The sequence below is a fragment of the Rhodocaloribacter litoris genome (assembly GCF_011682235.2).
Lineage (GTDB): Bacteria > Bacteroidota > Rhodothermia > Rhodothermales > ISCAR-4553 > Rhodocaloribacter > Rhodocaloribacter litoris.
On sequence record NZ_CP076718.1, the window covers coordinates 4310760 to 4331682 of the forward strand.

General features: G+C 68.7%; 19 protein-coding genes. 16 read left to right on the plus strand and 3 right to left on the minus strand.

Annotated features, from left to right (window positions below; all coding sequences use genetic code 11):
* Positions 1-18 precede the first annotated feature (18 nt).
* From GQ464_RS17870 to GQ464_RS17880, 3 genes are read left to right on the plus strand one after another with little or no spacing between them, the layout of a single operon-like run.
* The gene (locus GQ464_RS17870) at positions 19-1944 is read left to right on the plus strand and encodes a PilN domain-containing protein (RefSeq protein ID WP_166978985.1); all 1926 of its coding nucleotides are present in this window, start codon (positions 19-21) and stop codon (positions 1942-1944) included.
* Positions 1945-1968: 24 nt separating this feature from the next.
* Positions 1969-2970: a hypothetical protein gene (locus GQ464_RS17875; RefSeq protein WP_166978984.1), complete on the plus strand. Its 1002-nt coding sequence runs from the start codon at positions 1969-1971 to the stop codon at positions 2968-2970.
* 28 nt (positions 2971-2998) lie between these two features.
* Positions 2999-4390: a type II secretion system protein GspD gene (locus GQ464_RS17880; protein ID WP_228350425.1), complete on the plus strand. Its 1392-nt coding sequence runs from the start codon at positions 2999-3001 to the stop codon at positions 4388-4390.
* A 68-nt stretch (positions 4391-4458) separates the two neighbouring features.
* Here the strand turns inward: GQ464_RS17880 and GQ464_RS17885 are convergent, their stop codons facing one another.
* Complete coding sequence (locus GQ464_RS17885) at positions 4459-5181, minus strand: hypothetical protein (protein WP_166978983.1); 723 nt, start codon at positions 5179-5181, stop codon at positions 4459-4461.
* Positions 5182-5417: 236 nt separating this feature from the next.
* On the opposite strand from GQ464_RS17885, the gene GQ464_RS17890 reads away from it, so the two are divergent.
* Both GQ464_RS17890 and GQ464_RS17895 read left to right on the plus strand, forming a co-directional pair.
* Positions 5418-6767 carry a zinc-binding metallopeptidase family protein gene (locus tag GQ464_RS17890; RefSeq protein ID WP_228350426.1) on the plus strand — a complete coding sequence of 450 codons (1350 nt, stop codon included), beginning with the start codon at positions 5418-5420 and terminating at the stop codon, positions 6765-6767.
* Positions 6764-7552, plus strand: a complete 789-nt coding sequence (locus GQ464_RS17895; RefSeq protein WP_166978980.1) for a sugar phosphate isomerase/epimerase family protein — start codon at positions 6764-6766, stop codon at positions 7550-7552. The genes GQ464_RS17890 and GQ464_RS17895 overlap by 4 nt, the downstream gene beginning before the upstream one ends.
* A gap of 58 nt (positions 7553-7610) precedes the next feature.
* Here the strand turns inward: GQ464_RS17895 and GQ464_RS17900 are convergent, their stop codons facing one another.
* The gene (locus GQ464_RS17900) at positions 7611-8321 is read right to left on the minus strand and encodes a porin family protein (protein WP_166978979.1); all 711 of its coding nucleotides are present in this window, start codon (positions 8319-8321) and stop codon (positions 7611-7613) included.
* A gap of 185 nt (positions 8322-8506) precedes the next feature.
* Between GQ464_RS17900 and GQ464_RS17905 the strand changes: the two genes are divergently transcribed.
* The 11 genes from GQ464_RS17905 (at position 8507) to GQ464_RS17955 (ending at position 20020) form a co-directional block, all read left to right on the plus strand.
* Positions 8507-9262, plus strand: coding sequence for a lysophospholipid acyltransferase family protein (locus tag GQ464_RS17905; RefSeq protein ID WP_166978977.1), 756 nt, complete (start codon positions 8507-8509; stop codon positions 9260-9262).
* Between the two features lie 82 nt (positions 9263-9344).
* The gene (gene gatC / locus GQ464_RS17910; RefSeq protein WP_166978973.1) at positions 9345-9632 is read left to right on the plus strand and encodes an Asp-tRNA(Asn)/Glu-tRNA(Gln) amidotransferase subunit GatC; all 288 of its coding nucleotides are present in this window, start codon (positions 9345-9347) and stop codon (positions 9630-9632) included.
* A gap of 81 nt (positions 9633-9713) precedes the next feature.
* Positions 9714-12203 carry a YfhO family protein gene (locus GQ464_RS17915; protein WP_228350427.1) on the plus strand — a complete coding sequence of 830 codons (2490 nt, stop codon included), beginning with the start codon at positions 9714-9716 and terminating at the stop codon, positions 12201-12203.
* Complete coding sequence (locus GQ464_RS17920; protein ID WP_166978965.1) at positions 12200-12736, plus strand: class I SAM-dependent methyltransferase; 537 nt, start codon at positions 12200-12202, stop codon at positions 12734-12736. The genes GQ464_RS17915 and GQ464_RS17920 overlap by 4 nt, the downstream gene beginning before the upstream one ends.
* A gap of 29 nt (positions 12737-12765) precedes the next feature.
* The gene (locus GQ464_RS17925) at positions 12766-14091 is read left to right on the plus strand and encodes a glycosyltransferase family 4 protein (RefSeq protein WP_228350428.1); all 1326 of its coding nucleotides are present in this window, start codon (positions 12766-12768) and stop codon (positions 14089-14091) included.
* Between the two features lie 12 nt (positions 14092-14103).
* Positions 14104-15198 (plus strand): non-hydrolyzing UDP-N-acetylglucosamine 2-epimerase, encoded by a 1095-nt coding sequence (gene wecB, locus GQ464_RS17930; RefSeq protein ID WP_166978962.1) that lies wholly within the window; start codon positions 14104-14106, stop codon positions 15196-15198.
* Entirely contained in the window at positions 15186-16379 is a 1194-nt protein-coding gene (locus tag GQ464_RS17935) for a glycosyltransferase family 4 protein (protein ID WP_166978960.1), read from the plus strand. The genes wecB and GQ464_RS17935 overlap by 13 nt, the downstream gene beginning before the upstream one ends.
* A gap of 14 nt (positions 16380-16393) precedes the next feature.
* Positions 16394-17866, plus strand: coding sequence for a lipopolysaccharide biosynthesis protein (locus GQ464_RS17940; RefSeq protein ID WP_228350429.1), 1473 nt, complete (start codon positions 16394-16396; stop codon positions 17864-17866).
* Between the two features lie 165 nt (positions 17867-18031).
* Positions 18032-18322 (plus strand): ethanolamine utilization microcompartment protein EutM, encoded by a 291-nt coding sequence (gene eutM, locus GQ464_RS17945; RefSeq protein WP_166978956.1) that lies wholly within the window; start codon positions 18032-18034, stop codon positions 18320-18322.
* 204 nt (positions 18323-18526) lie between these two features.
* On the plus strand, positions 18527-18991 hold the full coding sequence (locus GQ464_RS19125; RefSeq protein ID WP_272493451.1) for a BMC domain-containing protein: 465 nt from the start codon (positions 18527-18529) through the stop codon (positions 18989-18991).
* 108 nt (positions 18992-19099) lie between these two features.
* Positions 19100-20020 (plus strand): YbbR-like domain-containing protein, encoded by a 921-nt coding sequence (locus GQ464_RS17955; RefSeq protein ID WP_166978952.1) that lies wholly within the window; start codon positions 19100-19102, stop codon positions 20018-20020.
* Positions 20021-20322: 302 nt separating this feature from the next.
* Here GQ464_RS17955 and GQ464_RS17960 read toward each other — a convergent pair whose 3' ends face one another.
* The gene (locus GQ464_RS17960; protein ID WP_166978950.1) at positions 20323-20778 is read right to left on the minus strand and encodes a CBS domain-containing protein; all 456 of its coding nucleotides are present in this window, start codon (positions 20776-20778) and stop codon (positions 20323-20325) included.
* Positions 20779-20923 lie beyond the last annotated feature (145 nt).

The window sequence follows — 20923 nt, forward strand, 5'->3', positions numbered from 1 at the left end:
TTACGCCGCAACCTTCTCATGAAAAAGTACGGAACGAAACAATATGTGCTGGGCGTGGCGGCCAACAGCAAAACCGTCGACGCCGTGCTGCTCCGGGAGGGGCCCGAGGGGCCCGTCGTGGTGCGCACGTTTCGACGGCACCGGAACGCCACCTATATGACGGCCGACCTGGCCGACACCCCGGCCGCCGTCCAGGAAACGGGTAGCGGAGACTTTACCATCCAGTTCGGTGAAGGCGGCGGTGCATCCGACCTGTTTCTGGCCTCCGAGTTTGAAGGGCTCGAGGCCGGCGGGCAGGGAGGCGAGGGCCTGCCGGGCGCCGAGTCCGCGGTTTCGACCTTCGAACTCGAACTGGCCGACATCCTCGCGGCCTGCGAAGATGCCGGCTACACGGACCTGCAGGTCGCTTTCTGCAACGGCTCGCTCGACGTGACGGCGGTCGAACTCCGGATTCAGCACAGGAAAGAGGAGAAGAAGGAGGAGGCGGCGAAGAAGGGGACGACGTCCGGGGAAGAGGCGGCGCCGGCGCGCCCCGGCAAGGCACCGGACCGGGGCGCGCTGCTCGAACGGCTCGCCGCCCAGCAGGGAGAAAAGTACGAGCCGGACCAGGTGGCTTTCCTGCCGATGACGCCCGCCGAAGGCGGGGTGCCGCGTTACCTGGCGCTCATCCGCCCGCGGGAGGATGCCGTGGTGGCGACGGTGCAGGCCTTGCGCGAGGAAAGGAAGAACCTGCCGCCGGTGCGCCTGCTCGATACGGAGGTGCATGCCTACCTGGGCATAGCCCGGGCCGTGCAGTTTCAGGATGCCGGCCCGGAGGACGTTGCCCCGGATCCCCTGATGGGGCGGCGGCGCACCCTCATCGTCCGGGCCGGTGCGGAAGACACGCTCGTCATGTTCGTGGAGGAGGGGACCCTCCAGCATTGCGAGAGCCTGCGTTCGATCACCACCTTCGACGCACCCGAGACGATCTGCAGCCGCGTGATGCTGTTGCAGGACGAGTACGCCACGGGGGAGGTGCAGCACGTGCTGGTGCTGGGGGAAGACCGGGAGGCGCTGCTCGTCGAGAGCTTCAGCCTGTTCTTCCCCGACGCCCGGGTGGAACCGCTCTGGCACTACCTGCCGCGCCCCGAGGACGAAGATGCTCCCGAGGCCTCACCGGCTGCGGCCGGTCACGGAGAGGCCGTCGAGCGGAGCCGTGTCCTGGCCACGGCGGCGGCCCTGCGTCTGGTGCCGGACGAGGTTTTCGGGAGCGTCTTCGAGGCGGTCAACCTCCTGCCGGCCCGGCTGATGCGGCGCCAGTTTACGATGCCGGTACCCTGGCCCGCGCTCGTCATGCTGGCGGTGCTCTTCTGTACCGTGCTCTTTTTCGTCTACCGTTACTTCGACAACGAGCGGGCGGTCGCCGAGGTCACGCAGCGCCTCCAGGTGCGCCAGGCCGCCGAGGTGGAGGAAGACGCCCGGGCCCTGCAGGCCCGCATCGACAGCATGAAGGCCACTACGGCCGGCTACATCCGGGCCCTCGACGTGCTCGACTCGCTGCTGGTCGGCAGTGACCAGTGGAGCCGTGCCCTCGAGAAGATGGCCCGGGAGACGGCCGCCATCTCCGGCGGCATCTGGGTGGAGAGCTGGCGCCTGAGCGGTAACGAACTGGAGCTGCAGGGCAACGCCACCGAACGCCACCAGGTCGTCCGCCTGGCCGACCGGCTCAATGCCTCCATCCGGAGCCTGTCCTTCTCCGAGATCCGCGAGTGGCCCGTCTACTCCTTCCGGATGACCTTCCCGCTGGATCGGGACCTGCCGGAAGCCGCCCGTTACCTCCGGGAGCACGCCCGGATCGAGCTGCCGTCCGAGGAAACGGCCGCGCCCGCCCGGCCGGCCGGCCAGGGACCCGGTGCCACCCGGCCGACCCGGACGCCGGCCCCCGCCTCATCGCCCACCCCCTGATTCGCCTAGCCTGGTGTTGACCCCATGTCCAACTTCGTTCAAAATATCGTGGTGCTGGCCGTCTGCTGGCTGCTGGTGACGGCGGCCGGGGTGTACGTGACCTTCTTCGAACAGCCCGAGGAACTCGATCGTCTGGAGAAGGCCGAGAAAGTCACCCGCCTCAAAGAGGCGGAGCTGACGACGTTGCTCGCCGAGGAGGCCTCGGCCGCACAGCAGGCCGAGCAGATCCTGCGCCGCTGGGAAGCCCGCTATAAGATCATCCCGAAAGAACTGGAGGACGAAGAGGTGGTGGCCTACCTCAACCACCTCAGCCGCACGGGCTTCAAGAACTTCGACATCACCTTCGGCGGCATCCGGCGCACCAGGGATTTCAGCGCCTATGCCTACCAGATCTCCGGGCGCGGCTTCTTCGACGCGCTTTACCGGGTGGTCTGGGAGCTGGAAAACAACCGGTATTTTTTCCGGGTGCGCGACCTGCGCCTGGAGCACATCGACCTGGTCAGCCGGGACCGGGAGAGCCAGCGCGAGGCCCTGCACGTGATGGTCTCCTTCACCATGGGCGTCGAGGCCTACTTCGGCGGGGCCGAAGGGCTCAGCGCCGAGTCCGTCCTGGCCGGGCTGCCGGAAGAGGCCGGCCACGTCGAGGGCGGGCTGGCGACGGTGCTGCCGCCGGTGCCGGCCGAGGTGTTGCCTGCCCGCGAACCGGCCAAAAACCCGTTCTTCCCCGCCATCATGTCCACGATCCCGCCCAACACGGACAACCTCGTCGACGTGGAGAAAGCCCGGCTCGTCTCCATCGTGGCCGGCAAGGCCATCTTCCTCTGGGAGGATGAATACCACCAGCTCGATATCGGGGACCCCGTCTATCTGGGCAAGATCATCCTCGTCGACCCGACGGAGGACCGTGTCGTGGCCCGGCTGAACAAGGGCGGCATCATCGACGAGGTCGAACTCGAACTCCAGACGGGCGAACGGTACCGGCAGGCCCTCGGCCCGGTCAACCTGTCCCCCGCCGAACAGCATTAACCACACCCCGACAAGCATGATGAAAAAGATGCGCATATACCTTCGCTGTGGACACGCTGTGCTGGGCCTGGCGCTTCTGGCCGGCTTGCTGGCTGCCCCCCTGCACGCGCAGGACCGCCCGCCGGAACGGGTGATCCGGGCCTACATCCCGCCGGATCAACTGGTGTCGTTCCTGCCCTCGACCCCGTTCGACCGCTTCGTCGACTTCCTCAACCCGATCTTCCAGCGCGTGACGGGCAAGCAGGTGATCGACCCGGACGAACGCACCCACCCGATCGGGATCTCGATCGCCGGAATGCACTTCCTGGACGCCTTCGAACTCGTCCTGCAGTACAACGGGCTCACCTTCCGGGAGACGGACCGGTACTTCATCGTCGAACAGGCGCCGCCGGAACAGCAGCTCGTACTCGACGCCGAGCAGGCCACCGGCCGGGCGACGGCGGCGCCCGCCGCACGGCAAGCCCTCCCGGCCTCGCTCGACACGCGCGAGATCCAGATCAACGCCATCCTGTTCGAACTCGACCATACCCGTGCCCGCGACATCGGGATCGACTGGAGCGTTTTCCTCGGCGGTGCCGGGAGCGGTCAGGGGGGCCAGGGCGGTCAGGGCGGTTCCGGCTCGGGCGGCTCGGGCAACCAGAGCGGGCAGGGCGGACGGAACTTCATCCTGAAGACGGATGATCTCTTCGGCGGGATCGACGACCTGGTCCAGGCACCCCAGGAGATCAACTTCAGGGACCTGAACCAGTTCTTCCGCCTGGCCGAACAGCAGGGCGTCGGGGAGACGATCGCCAGCCCGAACGTCACGGTGCAGAGCGGTGAGAAGGGCCGGATCCAGATCGGCACCGACGTACCCGTGCAGGTGCGCGACTTTGCCGGCAACACCGTTACGCAGTTCTTCTCCACCGGCATCATCGTGGACGTGACCCCCACCCTGATCGAGCAGCCGCTGGCCGACACCGCCGGTGCACCCACGCTGGAGTTCATCCACCTCGACGTCAAGGTGGAAAAGTCGGGCAGCTCGCCCTCGGCCTCGGGCCCCATCATCGACCGGAACACGGCCACGACGCGGGTGCTGTTGCTCGACGGAGAACAGACCGTCATCGGCGGGCTCTATTCCACGGACGAACGGGTCTCCCGCACGGGCATTCCGATCCTGAAGGACCTGCCGGGGTGGTTCTTCGGGCTGCGTTACATCTTCGGCCGCACCCAGCGCTCGACCACACAGAAGGAGCTGCTGATCGTGCTGCAGGCCCGCGTGCTCGAGCCCCTCGAAGCACGGGCCGGCAAGCCGTTCCGCGAGAACCTGCTGGATGAGCAGCGCCAGAAGATCCGGGATGCCCTCCGGCAGTTCAACAACCGGGTCGGGCGCGAGGTGCGGATGATGGACAAGTATCGCATGAACACGGAGCAGGACTGATCCATGCGCCGGGTTTCCGGAGGGAGGGCGGTTCCCCTGGGGGAGCCGCCCTTTTTCTGTGGTGGGGGTCAGGCGGCCTGCGGTTGCAGCAGGGCAGGGCGGGGGCGTGCGGGAGACGGGCGCGGTGCCACGTAGAGCGGGGTGTGCCGGTAGGACTTTGCCCGGTGGGAGGTGAGAAGCGGTGTGGTTTCAAGGGGTTGCAGGGCGTCCATCAGCAGCGTGAGGTGGGTGCGTGCCCGGCGGCGCAGGAGCAACTGGTACGCCTCGGCCGGCAACAGCAGCACCAGCGCGGCGGGAAGGATACCTCCGGAGGGGGACCCGGAGAAGAGGAGCACGGTGAGGCCCAGGAGGGTGGCGGCGGGAAGGCCGGCATCGAGCAGGGGGCTGCCCACCCGGAGGCGTCGCAGCAGCGGTGCAAACGGGCTCGGAGCGGCCGTCCGGGCCGGGCGCACGCAGGTGTGGTTGAGCCCGGCAGCCAGGCAACTGCGGCGCCGGATGCGTGGCGCTTCGAAGAGACGGCGGCTCAGGTGGGGCGCGGCTTCGAGGTAGCGGAGAAACTGCTGCTCCAGCGTGAGCTGGCGGAGGGCGTAATGGAGGCGCAGCACCACCCCGGTCTTGCGGACGGCGTACAGGCCGACCAGCAACAGGCCGAGACGAAACACCCCGCCGCTGCCGGAGGCCACCCAGGCCAGCAGGGCCGGGGTGACGACCAGGCAGGCAGCGGCCGCCAGCCGGTAGCGCCGGTACACCGTGCTCAGGTCGACGGTCCGGTCGGTGATACGGGCCAACATGGCAAGAGGGAAAAGCGGTCGGGGCACAACGGGGGACTCGGACACTACAAAATCGAATCCGCTTTCGCAAGCGCACCCGTCGAAGAAATTGCAGGGCCGGCGGTTGCACACCTTCGGGGTGGCATTGCTATCTTTCCGGGCCGGCAGCGCCGGGTTCAAACGCAGCAAATCCAGGGTCGATGCGCAAGGGTGCTGGAGTCAGGAGGTACGGGTGGAGGGCGCTTCTCGTGTCGGGGATGCTGCTGTGGGCCGGATGTGCCGGCGTCACGCCACCGTCGGAGCCGCCGCCGCTGTCGCCACTCGTCCCGGTCTGGTCGGATGTGGAGCTGCAGCGCCACCTGCGGGTTTTCAACGGGGAGGGTGCCGCGGGGCGGGCCACCGGAACGCGCGGCTACGTGCAGGTGGCCCAGTACGTCGCGGCGCGCTGGCGGGATTTCGGCCTGCAGCCGGGCTTCGGCAGCAGTTTTCAGGGACTCTATCCCACCTTGCTGAACTATCCGGTTCGGTTGCGCATGACACGGGCCGGTCCGGATACCCTCTACTTCGTGCCCGGCCTCGATGTCTTGCCCCATGCCCGCACCGATTCCGGCCGGGTTGCCGTGCGGGACGTCGTGCCGGTCGCCGGGGCCGGGCCGGAGCGCGGGGCGGTGGTGGTGCATCCGTCGGCGCAGCTCGACGCTACCCTGCTCGACGACCTGCGCCGGCGCGGCGTGCGGGCCGTGCTCGCCCTCGGACCGCTGCGGCCCGCCCTGGCGACGAGCCCCGTTCCCGGGCTGATGGTGGTGCAGATGACGGAACGTGCGGCGGCACGGATGCTCGATGTGCCGCCCGGAGAACTGTCCGCCCGCCTCGCCGGAGGGGGACCGATCCGGCTGCCGGGCGAGCTGGCGATCACCGTCGGGGTCGAGCCGAACCGGTATGTGCACGCACTCAACCTCCTGGGATACGTGCCCGGAAGCCATCCCCTCCGGGCGAAAGAGCTGGTGATCGTCTGTGCCGATCTCGACGGCTTCGGGCGCCTGGCCGGGACGCTCGTGTTCGATCCGCGGCACACCGGCGAAGCGGCCGCCGCCGTGCTCGAACTGGCGCGTCATTACGCCGCCGTCGCCCGCCTGCTCGACGTGCCGGAGCGGACGTTGCTGCTGGCCCTCTGGTCCGGAGCGCGCCTGGGACATGCCGGGTTGCGTGCCTACCTCGACGCCCCGGTATGGCCGCTGGACAGGACCCACGCCGTCATTTACCTGGGCCTGGATCCGTCCGAAACGGATACCGTCGAGCGCCTCCTCGGCCCCTCCGGGGTGCCGCTCTATCCGGTGCTCCTCCCGGACTCGCTCCGGCCGGAGGAGCCGCCGGTGCTGGTGCCGGATCCTGCCTGGCAGCCGGTGGTTTCGGCCCGCCGGCCGGATGACTGGCCGCCTCCCGTCCCATGGTCTTCCTATCTGGACCGTGCGGTTGCCCGGGCCCGCTACCTGGCCGAGGCCGGACACCGGCTCATCCTCCGGGAAAGCATCGGCCTCGAGCCCCCGGTGATGCCGCCGGCGCCGCGACGCGAACCCGTGCCGAAAGACACCACGATACGCCGATGATTCCTGCCTGGCTGACCGACACCGTCACCCCGAACCTGGACCGGGCGCTGCACTATACCCACCTGTGGGGGCTGGAAGGCATCGAGTTGCGCACGCTCGGGGGTCCTTCCGATCGGGTGCCCTACGTCAATGAGGGCAAGCTGAAACGTCGCCTGGCCGAGCACGACGTGCCGGTGGTCGCCGTGGTGCCGGGCATGTTTGAGGGAGACGCCGCCGCGCGGACGGCCTGGCTCAACGAGGTGGTGGCTTTCGGCGAGACGCTTGCGTTCTGTCGCCGGATCGGATGCCGCCTTGTGGTCGTCTCGGCCTTTTCACGGGCCGACGATCCGGCTCCGGCCGTCGACGCCCTCCGGCGGGCCGGGACGGCGGCCGCACGGCAGGGTTGCACCGTGGCCGTGTTGAACGAAGCCGGGGGCGCCTTTCCGACGGGCACGGCCCTGGCCGGCCTGCTTGCCGCCGTCGATCACCCGAACGTCCGGGCGGCCTGGAGCCCGGCCGAGGCACTGCAGGCCGGGGAGGCACCGGAGGAGGGGCTCCAGGCGCTGGCCGGGCGGGTCGCGCTCGTCCGGTGCCGGGACGGGCAGCCCGGGCGTTCCGGCTGGACGCCGCTTCCCTTCGGAGAGGGCGCCGTCGGATGGGAACGCCAGCTCCGCCTGCTGCATCGCCAGGGCTTTCAGGGGCCGCTGAGCCTGGAACTGGACGTCGAGCCGCGCCCGCGGCAGGGCCTCCGGGCCGCCACCCGGCTCATCGAGATGATGCGCACCCTCCGGCGGAACGCGTCTTAGCAGCCGGTGCGTCCTGCCGGGCATTTTCATGGGAAGGGGTTTCTGGGGCTTCCTGCCTTCAGAAGACGAGCCCGGCCAGGAAGATCACGCTCGTGTTGTAGAAGGCCTGGTCCTCTTCACGGGCGTTGGCGAAGTTGATGTTGGTGAGGCCGATGGAGGCCCGTGCGCTGAGGCTGAGGCGTGGCCCGCCCAGTTCGTATTCGACGCCGCCGCCCACCACGAGTCCGAAGTCGAGGCCCTCCACGTTGTCCTCGCTCTGTTCCTGTTCGAGGCCGCCGCCGCGGGGTTGCCAGCGGAAACGGGCGTCGAGGAGGAAGGCGGCGGCCGGTCCGGCCATCAGGGCAGGGTGCAGCCGCCCCCGCGTCTCGAAGCGCCGAAGCACCAGCAGCGGCAGTTCCACATAGGTCAGTTCCAGGCCGCCGGTGGCCGGTGTGGCCGTGTCGTCCCGGCCGGGCGGGAGGATGAAGATGGTGTCCGCCGAGGATCTGACGTCGAAGTCCATCGTGGTGCCCTTGACCACGTAGAGAACTTCGGGCTGGAGGCTCCAGCCCCCCCGGAGCGCGTAGTTGAAGCCGACCCCGCCGGCAAAGCCGGTGCTGGTTCTGAAGTCGAAGGCCGAAGCGCCGCGCAGCGTCGCGGCGGAAACGCCGGCCTTGAACACCGGGGTGATCGTCTGGGCCGGCAGGGACGACGGGGCGAGCAGAAGCGCCAGCACAAGGAACGCATGACGCGTCCGGTACACCGGCAGGCGGAACGGGGAACAGCGCATCGGCATCGGGTCGTTGTTCGGGGACCGTCCGGCGGATGCTCGCCGGAACGTACCGGGCACGATAGGAACGATGACGTAACTTTCCAAGGCAGAAACATGTGCCTCCGCACGGGGTGCAAGCACGCAATATGCCAGCCAGACGAACCATAACGGCAACGCCTTCGGATCCGCTCCGGCCTCTGCCGGTGACCTGGCGTACCCGGCTCTTTGCCCTGTGGGCCCTGCTCTGGTCCGCCGCGATGACGGTGATCTTCGCCGTCGGCTTTCTGGTCTCGAACGTGTTTCGACGCCGGGCCGAAACGTTTCGATGGTGGGCCCGGTGGTGGGGGCGGGCGATCCTGCTCGGGCTGGGCGTACGCCTCCGCGTCGAAAAGAGGGGACGGCTCGACCCGGACCGGCCCTATGTTTTCGCCGCCAACCACCAGAATGCCCTGGACATCCCCATCCTGGCGGCGGCGCTCGAACATGCTTTCGGGTTCGTGGCCAAGGCAGAACTGGAAAAGGTGCCCTTTCTCGGGGCCGCAATCAAGCACTCCCCCTCCGTGTTTGTGGACCGGAGCGATCCCCGGCGCTCCCTCGAAAGCATCCGGCGTGCCGGCCGGCGCATCCGGGACGGCAACTCGGTGCTCATCTTTCCGGAAGGGGAACGGTCCTACAGCGGGCAGATGGGCCGTTTCAAGAAAGGGGCTTTCGTGCTGGCCGTCGAAGCCGGGGTGCCGCTGGTGCCGGTGACGATCCGGAACGGCTTCACCGTCCTCGACGAGCGCCGCCGTGTGGCCCGGCCCGGCCTCGTGCACGTGGTGGTCGGAGAGCCGATCCCGCTCGAAGACAGGACCCGCCGGGACATACCCGGACTCATGGACGAGCTCTATGCCCGTATCGCCCGGGAACTGCCGGCCGCCCCGGCGCCCACCACCCTGCACCTTCCCTCCGAAACCTGAGGTTTCACGTTTTACGCATGATCTTCGAGCTTTCAAACCGTTAACTTTGCCCCCCGTCGATTCCTCGTCAACCCCTGGTGCCATGTCTGTCTCTGTCGAAGAAGTCCGCTACATCGCCCGGCTGGCCCGGTTGCGTTTTTCGGAGGAGGAGGAACGCCGGCTTGCCGTGGAGATGAGTGCCATCCTGGATTACATGGACCAGCTCACCGCGCTCGACACCGAAGGCGTCCCGCCGATGTCGCACGTGCTGGACCTGTACAACGTCGAACGGGAAGACCGGGCCGAGACACGCATCACGCGGGAGGAGGCGCTCCGCAACGCCCCCGACGCCACCGCCGAGTTCTTCCGCGTGCCCCGGGTCATCGAGTAGCGGGTGCCGTTCCCACCGTGTTCCGATTTTTTCATGGCGAAAAAGAAGCAAAGGAGAGCGTCCGCCCCGGCAAGGCGGCCCGTGCCGGCCTGGTTTGAGGCCTGGTCCCGCCTGCCGGCCCGGGTGCAGGACGGGATCTGTGTCGTATTCCTGCTGGTCGTCTCGATCGGGTTCTTCGCTCCGGTGCACTTCTCGGGCAAACAGCTCGTCGGCAGCGACACGCTGCACTGGCAGGCGATGGCGAAGGCCATGATGGACTACGAGGAAGCCACCGGCGAGCCGGCGCTCTGGGCGCCGAACGGTTTTGCGGGCATGCCCGGGTACATGATCCGCTATGATGAGGTCGTGCCCCAGCTCGACGACCTTCCGGCCTGGCTCCGGCAATACGCCTGGCCCACCTCGCACTTCATCTTTCTCTTGCTGGGTACGTTTCTGCTGGTCGTCTTTCTCACGGGCGACCGGCTGGCCGGGGTGCTGGCGGCCTGTGCCTACGGGCTGACGACCTACCTTCCGGTGATTCTGGTGGCCGGGCACAACACCAAGTTCGTGGCGCTGTGCTTTGCGCCCTGGCTCGTGCTGGCTTTCGCCTTCGTGTTGCGGAGGCCGAAGTTGCTTCCGGCGCTGCTTTTCGCGGCGGCGCTGGCCGTGAACCTGCGGGCCGGGCACGTGCAGATCACCTACTACGTGGCTTTCCTGCTCGGGGTCTGGTGGCTCGTGGAAGGCATCGGTGCCTTGCGCGAGGGGCAGGGAAAACGCTTCGCCGCCGCGACGGCCTTCCTGGCCGTTGGCGCGGTGCTCGGGTTGCTGATGGTGGCCCAGCCCTATCTGGCGAACTTCGAGTACAAGGCCTACACGATCCGGGGCGGCGCCGGCGACGGAGCGGGCGGGCTCGACTGGACCTACGCCATGCGCTGGAGCCAGGGCTTCGCCGAACTGCTCACCCTGTTCGTCGCCGACGCCTTCGGGGGGGCGGCGGACTACTGGGGGCCGAAGCCGTTCACCGGCGGGCCGCACTACGTGGGCGGCATCGTGCTGGCCCTGGCCGTCCTGGCGGTGATCCGGGTCCGCCGCCGGAGCGTCCGGGCTTTCGCCATCGCCGCCCTGCTGATGACCCTCTTTGCCCTCGGCGAGCATTTTCCGGCGCTCAACCGGCTCATGTTCGCGTACTTTCCCCTCTTCGATGCCTTCCGGGTGCCGGAGACGTGGCTGGCCGCCGTCGCCTTTGCGCTGGCCGTGCTGGCCGGGGTGGGGCTGCATGGGATGTGTAAGGAGGCCGGGCCGGCGAGGAAACCGTACCGCCCGCCGGAAGCGCGCACGGCCTATCTGGTCTTCGGCGGGGCAGCGGCCCTGGCGCTGCTCCTGTTCCTGGGCAAGGATGCCCTCTTCGACTATGAAAAGCCCGGCGAGTTCGAACAGATCGCTGCCCAGGTGGCGCGCCGGAACGACGTCGCCGCGGACGACCCCCGCGTGGTGCAGGCCGTGAGCGAATACCTGGCCGAGGCCCGTGCCCGTCGCGCCGACATGATGGGGGACGATGCCTTCCGCACCTTCCTTTTCCTGGTGCTGGCCGGCGGGCTGGTGGTGGCCTTCCACGCCGGGAAGTTGCCGGCCTGGACGATGCAGGCCAGCCTGGTGCTCCTCGTCACGGTCGACCTGGCCGGGGTGGGACGGCGCTACCTGAACGAGGAGGTGCTACGCCCCGAAACGGACCTGGCCGCGCAGATCCCGCTCCTGCCGTTCGACCAGTTCCTGCAGGCGAAGGTGCAGGAGGCCGGCGGCCCCGGCCACTTCCGCGTGCTCTCCCTCCTGGGCGACCCGACGACGAACGCCCGTCCTGCCCTCTACTACGAAACCCTCAGCGGCTACCACGGCGCCAAACTCCGGCTCTACCAGGACTTTCTCGACCACATTCTTTTTCGGGAGAACGGCTCGCTCAACCAGAACGCGCTCTCGATGATGAACACCCGCTACCTGGTCGGCCTCGGGCCGCTCGAAGGCTACCGTGTGGTGTACCGCGATGACCGCTTCGCCGTGCTCGAGAACCCGAAGGCGCTCCCGCGTGCCTTCTTCGTGGGGGAGACCGAGGTGATCCCGTCGGACGAGGAGACCTTCGCCCGGCTGAAGGATCCGGCCTTCGACCCGGCCCGGACGGCCCTGCTCCCGGCGCCGATCGACTTCGAGACCACCCCGATCGACTCGACCAGCACGGTGCGGGTCGAGCTGGTCCGCCACACGCCGCGGGAGATCGTCTTTGAGGTGGAGACGGACGCGCCGCGCCTGCTCGTCGTCGGTGAGGTCTACTACCCGGCCGGCTGGAAGGCCGAGGTCGACGACGCGCCGGTGCCCATCTACCGCGCCAATCACCTGCTGCGGGCCGTGCCGGTGCCGGCGGGCCGCCACACCGTGCGGATGCGCTTCGACCCGGCGAGCCACACCGTCGGCGTGTGGGTGGCGGGGGCCTCCACGGCTTTCGTCTACGGCGGGATCGTGCTGCTGCTGGGGCTCGCCTGGCGCCGCCGGCGGGCCTCGGCGTCTACCACCGCGGCAGAGCAGGAACCGGCACGGCCATGAGCCTTCCGTATCCCAGCGACAACCCCGCCCTGCGGCGTCGCTACGAGCGGACGCTGCGCTTCCTGCGGGCTTCGTTGCCGCCGCCGGCCCGGTTGCTCGACCTCGGGGCACCCAACCCACTCGCCCGGGTGATGCAAGCGGCCGGCTACACCGTGCAGAACACCCACGGGGACCTCGACGAGCATCCGGAGATCGTGTGCGGTGTCGACGTGGAAGCCGTGACGGCGTTCGAGATCCTGGAGCACCTGGTGGGGCCGCTCAACGTGCTGCGGGCCATCCGGGCGCCGCGCCTCTTTGCCACGGTGCCGCTCCGGCTCTGGTTTGCCCGGGCCTACCGGAACCCGTCCGACCCCTGGGACCGGCATTTCCACGAGTTCGAGGACTGGCAGTTCGACTGGTTGCTGGAGAAGGCCGGCTGGCGCATCGTGCGGCGCGAGAAGTGGACGAGCCCGGGGGGCGGGTTCGGCATTCGCCCGGTGCTGCGCCGGTTCGTCCCGCGCTACTACGCCGTCGAAGCCGTGCGAAACAGCTGATCCGGCCGCATCGAGACCGCAGCGTGGACGTGAGACGGATTCTGATCGTCACCTATTATTTCCCCCCTTCGGGAGGGCCGGGTGTGCAGCGCATGCTCAAGTTCGTCAAGTACCTGCCCGGCTGCGGGTGGGCGCCGGTCGTGCTGACGGTGCGGCCGGAGGACGCCAGCTATCCGGCCCTGGATCCGTCGCTGGAGCGGGAGGTGCCGCCGGCGGTGCCGGTGGTGCGGACGCGGGCCTGGGATCCATACGCCCTGTATGCCCGCCTGCTCGGCAAGGACAAGTCCGAGGCCGTCGGGGTGGGGTTCACGGGTGAGGGGGTGGCGGGAACCCGGCACCGGCTGGGCCGGTGGCTGCGCGCCAACCTCTTCCTGCCGGATGCCCGCGTCGGCTGGGTACCCTTCGCCCTGCGGGCGGCACGGCGGCTGCACCGTGAGGCACCGTTCGAGGTCGTCGTCACCACCGGGCCGCCCCATTCGACCCATTTCGTCGGTTTCCGGATGCGGCGTGCCTTCGGCGTCCCATGGGTGGCCGACTTCCGCGACCCGTGGACGGACATCAGCTGGTACGGCGAGTTGCCCTTCACCCCCTGGGCCCGCCGCCTCGACGCCCGGCTGGAACGGGTCGTGCTCGATGCGGCGGATCACGTCGTCACGGTCAGTCCCGCGCTGGCGGCGTTGCTCGCGCGGAAGACGGCTACGCCGATCACCGTCATCCCGAACGGCTTCGACCCGCCGGACTTCGACGACGTGCCCGTACCGCCGCGGTCCGGGGGCTTCGAACTGACCCACGTCGGCACGCTTTCGCCTTCGCAGAACCCGGAGGCGCTCTGGCGTGCCCTGCGGCGGGGGCTCGACGCGGGGGAACTGCCGGCGCTCCGGCTGCGCTTCGTCGGCAAGGTGGATCCCGTCGTGCTCGAGCGCCTGGCGGCCTTCGGGCTGGCCGGCCGCGTGGAACAGACGCCCTACGTGCCGCATGCCGAAGCCGTCGGGTACATGAAGGCGGCGGACCTGCTGCTGCTGAGCATCAACCGCACGCCGGGTGCCGAGGGCATCGTCACGGGGAAGCTCTACGAATACGTGGCCTCGGGACGGCCGGTCCTGGGCATCGGTCCGGTGACCGGAGACGCAGCTGCGATCCTGCGGGAGACCGGTGCCGGGCAGCTGTTCGACTACGAGGATGTGACGGGCATTGCCGCCTGCGTGGCCCGGCACTATGCCGCCTGGGCGGCCGGTCAACGGGCGGCCGGCGCGGACCCGGTCGCCGCCGGTGCCTACACGCGGGAGGCGCTGACCCGCCGGCTGGCCGGGGTGCTCGAAGCGGTTGCCGGGAAGCGGCCGGCGGTCGATGCCTGAGGGAGAGCGATCATGCGCGTATACACCATCATCGGGGCACGCCCGCAGTTCATCAAGGCCGCCGTGGTGAGCCGGGCCCTGGCCCGGGCCGGCATCGAGGAGCACCTGATCCATACCGGGCAGCACTACGATCCGGAGCTGAGCGGCACCTTCTTCGACGAGCTGGGCCTCCCGGCGCCGGCGGTCGATCTGGGGGTCGGCTCGGGCTCGCACGCCGTGCAGACGGGCGCCATCATGACGGCCCTGGAACGGTATCTGCTCGACCGGCCGAAGCCGGACTGGGTCGTCGTCTATGGCGATACGAACAGCACCCTGGCCGGGGCGCTGGTGGCGGCCAAGCTGCACCTGCCGCTGGCGCACGTGGAGGCCGGGCTCCGTGCCATGAATCGCCGGATGCCCGAAGAGGTCAACCGCATCGTGACGGACCGGCTCGCCGGCCTGCACTGCTGCCCGACACAGACCGCCGTGGAGAACCTCCGGCGGGAAGGCATCACCCGCGGCGTGTACCTGACCGGCGACGTGATGCTCGACGCCACCCGTTTCTTCGCCGCCCGGGCCGGGATGCAGGTGCCGCCGGAGGCCCTCACGCCGCATCCCCCGCGCGGGTACTATCTGGCAACGATCCACCGGGCCGAGAACACGGACGACCCGGCCCGTCTCCGCGGCATCTTCGAGGGACTGGGCCGGCTCGACGCCCCGGTGCTGTTGCCGTTGCACCCGCGCACCCGGAACCGCCTGGCCGGAATCGACGTGCCGGCCGGCGTCGAGCTGCAGCCGCCGGTCGGCTACCTGGCCATGCTCACCCTCGTCCGGCATGCGCGTAAGGTGATCACGGACTCGGGCGGCCTGCAGAAAGAAGCCGTCTGGCTCGGCACGCCGTGCGTCACGCTTCGTGACGAGACCGAGTGGACGGAGACGCTCGCCGGCGGCTGGAACCGGCTCGCCGGCGCCGATCCCGCTGCCATCGTGGCCGCGGTGGCGGCCGCCCCGGAGGGGCCGCCTCCCGCCTTCGGTGAAGCCCCCGAAGGCCGGGCCGCCGACCGCGTCGTGGCGGCCCTGTGCGCGACGTCCCGGCAAACCGGCTTTTCAACGCCATGCACATCCTGATGGTGCTCGATCATCCTTTCCCCCCCGACGTGCGGGTGGAGAACGAGGCCCGTTCCCTCGTCGAGGCGGGGTTTGCGGTAACGGTGCTTGCCATCGCCCCGGACGACCGCCCGCCGGTGGAGACCGTCGAAGGGGTGCGCGTCATTCGGGATCGCCTGCCGAAGACGGTGCGGAACAAGCTGCGGGGTCTTGCCGGGACACTCCCCCTGCTCTCATGGTACGTAGCCCGTCGGATCAGAAAGCTCCACGCGACCTACCGCTTCGACGCCCTTCACCTGCACGATCTCTATCTCTTCGGCGGGGGCCTGCGGGCGGGGCGGAGGCTCGGGCTGCCCGTCGTCGGCGACCTCCACGAGAACTGGGTGGAGGCGCTCCGGCATTATGCCTGGAGCACCCGCTTTCCCGGAAACGTGGTGGTGAACCTGCGCCGGTGGGAACGCCTGGAAAAGGAATGGGTGCAGGCCGTGGACCGGCTCGTCGTGGTCGTCGAGGAGGCGGCGGAGCGCAACGTGGCCCTCGGCGTGCCGCCGGAACGGATCACCGTCGTACCGAACACGATCAAGCTCGATGTCTTCGACCGGTACGAGCCGGAGCCGGATCTCATCGCGTCCCTGCGTTCCCCGCTCACGCTCACCTACACGGGCGGCTTCGACGTACACCGGGGGCTGGCTTCCGCCATCGAGGCCATGCCGGCGGTGCTGGAGCAGGTGCCGGGGGCGCGCCTGGTGCTCGTGGGCGACGGCCGTATCCGTGCGGAGTTGGAGGCCCTGGCCCGGCGGCTGGGGGTGGCGTCCGCCGTGCGCTTCGAGGGCTGGCAGCCACAGCCGCGCCTCAAGAGCTATATTCTCGGGAGCGACATCTGCCTGATACCACACCTCCGCACCCCGCATACCGACGCCACGATTCCGCACAAGCTTTTTCACTATATGTATTTCGGTCGTCCGGTCGTGGCCGGCGACTGCCGGCCGCTGGCCCGCATTCTCGGCGAGACCGGCGCGGGGCTGGTCTATCCGGCCGGCGATGCGGCAGCCCTGGCCCGCGCCGTCATGACGCTGGCGGCGTCGCCCGTGCAGGCCGCCGAGATGGGACGACGCGGGCGTGAAGCCGTCCTGCAGACCTATCACTGGGACGCCACCGTGCAGGGCCTGGTCGACCTGTACGCGGCGCTGGCCCGGAACTGAGGCGAGGGATGCGCATGCCGGCCCCCTTCCTGCGTATCGTCAAGCAGAGCGGTCTCTATGCCCTGGGCAACGTCTCTGTGAAGGCGGCCGGGCTGTTGCTGGCGCCCGTCTTTCTCAACCCGGCCTACCTGAGCATCGAGGCGTACGGCTACTTCGCGTTGCTCAACGTGACGGGTCAGCTCGGGATCTTCGTGGTGGGACTCGGGCTGGGGACCGGTCTCCTGCGTTTCATGACGAGCGAGGCGCACGCGGAGGTCCGGGACGTGCTGCCTTTCACGGCGCTGGCGACGACCGTCGCGGCGGCGGTGCTGGGAGGAGGGTTGCTCTGGGTGCTGGCGCCGGCCCTGGCCGGGCTGCTGCTCGACGACCCGGGACAGGCGCGGCTGGTCCACTATCTGGCCCTCTACGTCGCGTTCAAGGTGGTGGGGGGGGTGCCCATGGTGCTGCTGCGCATCCGCGAGCGGGCCGGGTGGTACGCCACGGCGGTGGCGGTGGAGATGGCGTTGTTGCTGGCTGCGGTCTACGGTTTCGTCGTCGTTCGGGGGGAGGGGCTGGAAGGGGTGATGCAGGCCTATGCCGTGGCGGCCGGAGGAAGCATGCTGGTGCTTACCGGGGTGATGCTGCGCCGCATCCGCTGGTGCTTCCGGACGGCAATGGTGCGGCCGCTCATCCGCTTCGGCGTGCCGCTGGTGCTGGCAGGGCTGGCCGGCTGGTTCCTCAATGCCGGGGACCGTTACCTGCTCAAATGGCTTGCCGACCCCGAGACCACCGGGCTCTACGACTGGAGCGCACGCCTGGCCGGGGTTATCAACCTGCTGTTCGTGCAGAGCTTTCAGCTTGCCTTCAACGTGATCGGGCTCAAGGCGCTTGCGGAAGGAGACCTGAGCGTGCACCGCCGTACGTTCCGGCACTATGTCGTCTGGACGGGTTGGGCGGTGCTGGGCCTGTCGCTGCTGACCCTCGACGGGATGCTGCTGCTGGTGTCCCGCTTCGACGTGGCGGCCTTCTACGTGCAGGCCGAGGCGCTCGTGCTTCCGCTGGCGCTCGGTTTTCTTTCGTACGGCGTGTACCTGATTGCCAACAGCGTCCTCTACGCCACCGGCGAGACGGGGCTCATCAGCCTCAACGTGGCCGGGGCGGCGTTGCTCAACGCAGGGTTGAACCTCGCGCTGATCCCTTTTTTCGGGGCACTGGGGGCGGCCCTGACGACCTTCGTCTCGTACACGGTGCTGGCGGTGGGGGTCGCGCGTCAGGCGGAGCGACGTCGCCGGGTGGGGTATCCCTGGCGGGTTTTCGTGCTCACGCTGGTGCTGGTCGTGGGGTTGTTTGCGCTGGGGCGGTTGACGGCGGCGTGGAGTCCGGGGGTACGCCTGGCGGTGCGGGTGGGGTTGATCCTGGCCTATGTGCCGTTATTGCAAGTCACCAACCTCTACCGGCGCGAGGAGCTCCGGGCGGGTCTCCGGTGGGTGAAGGAGCGGCTGCGATGAGCCTGCCCGCCCCCGGAGGAGAAGTTGACAAAGGAGAGGGGCGCTTCTATATTCGATGCGACAGGAACGCGATGCTCCCGGAGAGGCGGGTGCTCCCGCTCCGGAGGAGGCCGGTGCCCCGGCGGGCAGGCGCGGTGAACCCTTCAAACGCAGAGAGAACCTCTTATGGCGGAAGATTATGGAATAGCCCTGGGCATGGTCGAGACGCGCGGGCTCGTCGGGGCCATCGAGGCGGCCGACGCGATGGTCAAGGCGGCGCGGGTGCGGCTCATCGGGAAGGAAAAGATCGGTGGCGGGTACGTCACCGTGATGGTGCGGGGAGATGTGGGGGCCGTGAAGGCGGCGACCGATGCCGGGGCGCATGCCGCCGAGCGGGTCGGCGAGCTGGTGTCGGTGCACGTCATTCCGCGGCCTCACAGCGACGTCGAGATGATCCTGCCGCGCGGCAACGAATAGGCCCGTCCGGCCGCGTTACGCGGCCTGCCGGACCGGTTCTTTCCGGGCACGGGGCGTCGTTCCGGCAGGCCGGCGCGGCTTGCCTGCGGGGACGACGCCCGCTGTCCATGGAGACGGCCCGCCGGCCCCGGTTTGCTTTCTGCGATACGGTATCCGTTCTGAGGCGGCGTTACGATGGCAGATCAAGGAGAAACGGCGCTGGGCATGATCGAGACGCGTGGGCTCGTGGCGGCCATCGAGGCGGCCGACGCGATGCTCAAGGCGGCCGACGTGCGCCTGGTCGCCCTCGAGTTGACCGTGGCGGCCCTGATGACCGCCCACGTCGAAGGGGAAGTGGCCGCCGTGCAGGCTGCCGTCGAGGCCGGCCGCCGGGCCGCCGAGCGGGTCGGCGAGGTGGTCTCCGTCCACGTCATCCCACGCCCGGATCCTGCCGTCCGGGCCATGCAACGCCGCGAGCACACGCCGCCGCCCGCCGCGTCGCCGCCTGCCCCGTCCACCGGAGAGGCGGCCAGCTCCGGGGAGCCGGACCTGGCCGGGCGGACCGTCCGGGAACTGCGGGCCCTGGCTCGCCAGACACCGAACTATCCCCTGCAGGGGCGGGCCATCGCCCGGGCCACCAAGGCCGAACTGCTCCGGCATTTCCGCCAGCTGGGCGCATCCAACCGTTGAGGCAGCCGATCCGCCGTACCCGTGGCGTCACCGCAACGCTCATCCGCCGGCACGTTGGTCCTTGCCCGTCTGCGTGGCCTGTTTTCGCGCAGTCGTTCGGATCGTGCGGTGCCCTACGAACCGCAGAACCGCGGCCTCGTCATCACGGTGTGCATCTTCACGGCAACCCTGCTCTGGTTGATCTTCACCATGCAGGCCGTTCACACCGTCTCGCTGTCGTTCCCGACGGAGATCCGCAACCTGCCGCCGGACGAAGCCCTGGTCGCGCTCCCGCCGCGCACGGTGCGCGTTCAGGTGAAAGGAGAAGGCATCCAGCTGCTCCGGCTCTATTATAACCCCCCCACGGTGCCGATCGACGCCGGCGCCGGTGAGATCAACTTCGACGGCGTGGTGACCGAACTGGCCGGCGGCGTACAGGTCGAAGGGGTGTTTCCGCGGACCTTCGTCGTGCGCAAGGAGGAGCGCACGTCCAGGACCGTACCCATCCACGCCCGCGTCGAGGTGCGCACCCCGCCGGCGTTCGAATTGCTCGGTCCCGTTCGGCTGCGGCCGGATTCGGTGGCGGTCTCCGGAGCCGTTTCGGTCCTGGAGAACCTGCACTTCTGGCCCACGGTGCACCGGGTCTTCGAAAACGTGCGGGATACGCTCCGCACGACGGTGCCCCTGGCCGACACGCTCGCGGGCCTGGTTCTCCGGGAGTTCGACGCGGTCGAGGTGCTGGCGGTGGTGGAAGAATTCACCGAGGCCGTGCGGGAGATTCGCGTGCTGGTGCCCGGGGCACCCCTGGGCCAGGAGTATGTCCAGCTCGCTCCCCCGACCATCACGGTGCGGTACCGCGTGCCCCTCAGCCAGTACGACGCCGCCCAGCGGGCCGAAGACTTTTTTGCCACCGTCTCTTACGACGAGATCCGGGCAGACACCACCGGCCGCGTCCGCCCCCGCCTCCATACCCCGGCCAACCTCGCGCTGCGCGACGTCGATTATTTTCCCCGGACCCTCCGGTATTTCAACGTGCTGCTGGAGCGTTGAACGGTCCCCGGCCTGGAAGATATAGCATTGGTCAATGCTATTGAAGGCGTCGTTGTGCAGCGCGATGTAGCCGCACCCTTCACGGGTGCGCACCTGGCGCCACAGAAGAGCCCGGGCTGACGGGACGCGCAACGCGTCCCGGGACGCGCAACGCGTCCAGATCCGCGGCTACACGTGGGCCGTTCGTAAGGGCAGCCATGCCTTCAATAACCATGACCTCTGCTATAGACGACAACGTCTCCCGGGCGGATGGGGCATGAACCGCGTTGACGCCGTGCCGTCTGGCCGCGTGCGGCGGCCTGTCAGCCCGGATACGTGGGATACGGCTTCTCCATCACATATTCCTTGAGCTTGTCGATCTCGAACTTCCTTTCCTCGTTTTCGACGCGCAGGATGTCTCGCAGGGAGACGACGCCCAGGAGCCGTTCCTCATCGGCCACGGGGATGTGACGGATGTGCTGTTCGCGCATGATCCGCTCGACCTCGTAGCGCGGGGTGTCGCTCGAGACGACGATCACGTCGTGGGTCATCACCTCGGAGATCGGCGTGGTACGGGCGTCGAGTCCCTTGAGTACGACCCGGCGGAGCAGGTCGCGCTCGGTGAAGATGCCGACGAGCTCACGGTTGTTTTTCAGGACGAGGATGGAGCCTACGTTGTGGAAGGCCATCCGCTCGATGGCCTCATAGACGGTGGCATGCGGGGCGATGTAGACCACCACGCCGCCGTTGCGCAACACGTCGGAGACGGGACGATGCATGGGCGGATCCTCTGCTGGGTGGGGAGTACGGCGCGGCTTCTTCATGAAAAGCTCATATACATAAATGTCGCGGTGAGGCCGGTGGTTCCATCGCTCCCGGTACGGGGGACGAAGGTCTTATTTCAACTTTCAAAAAAAAGTGAAA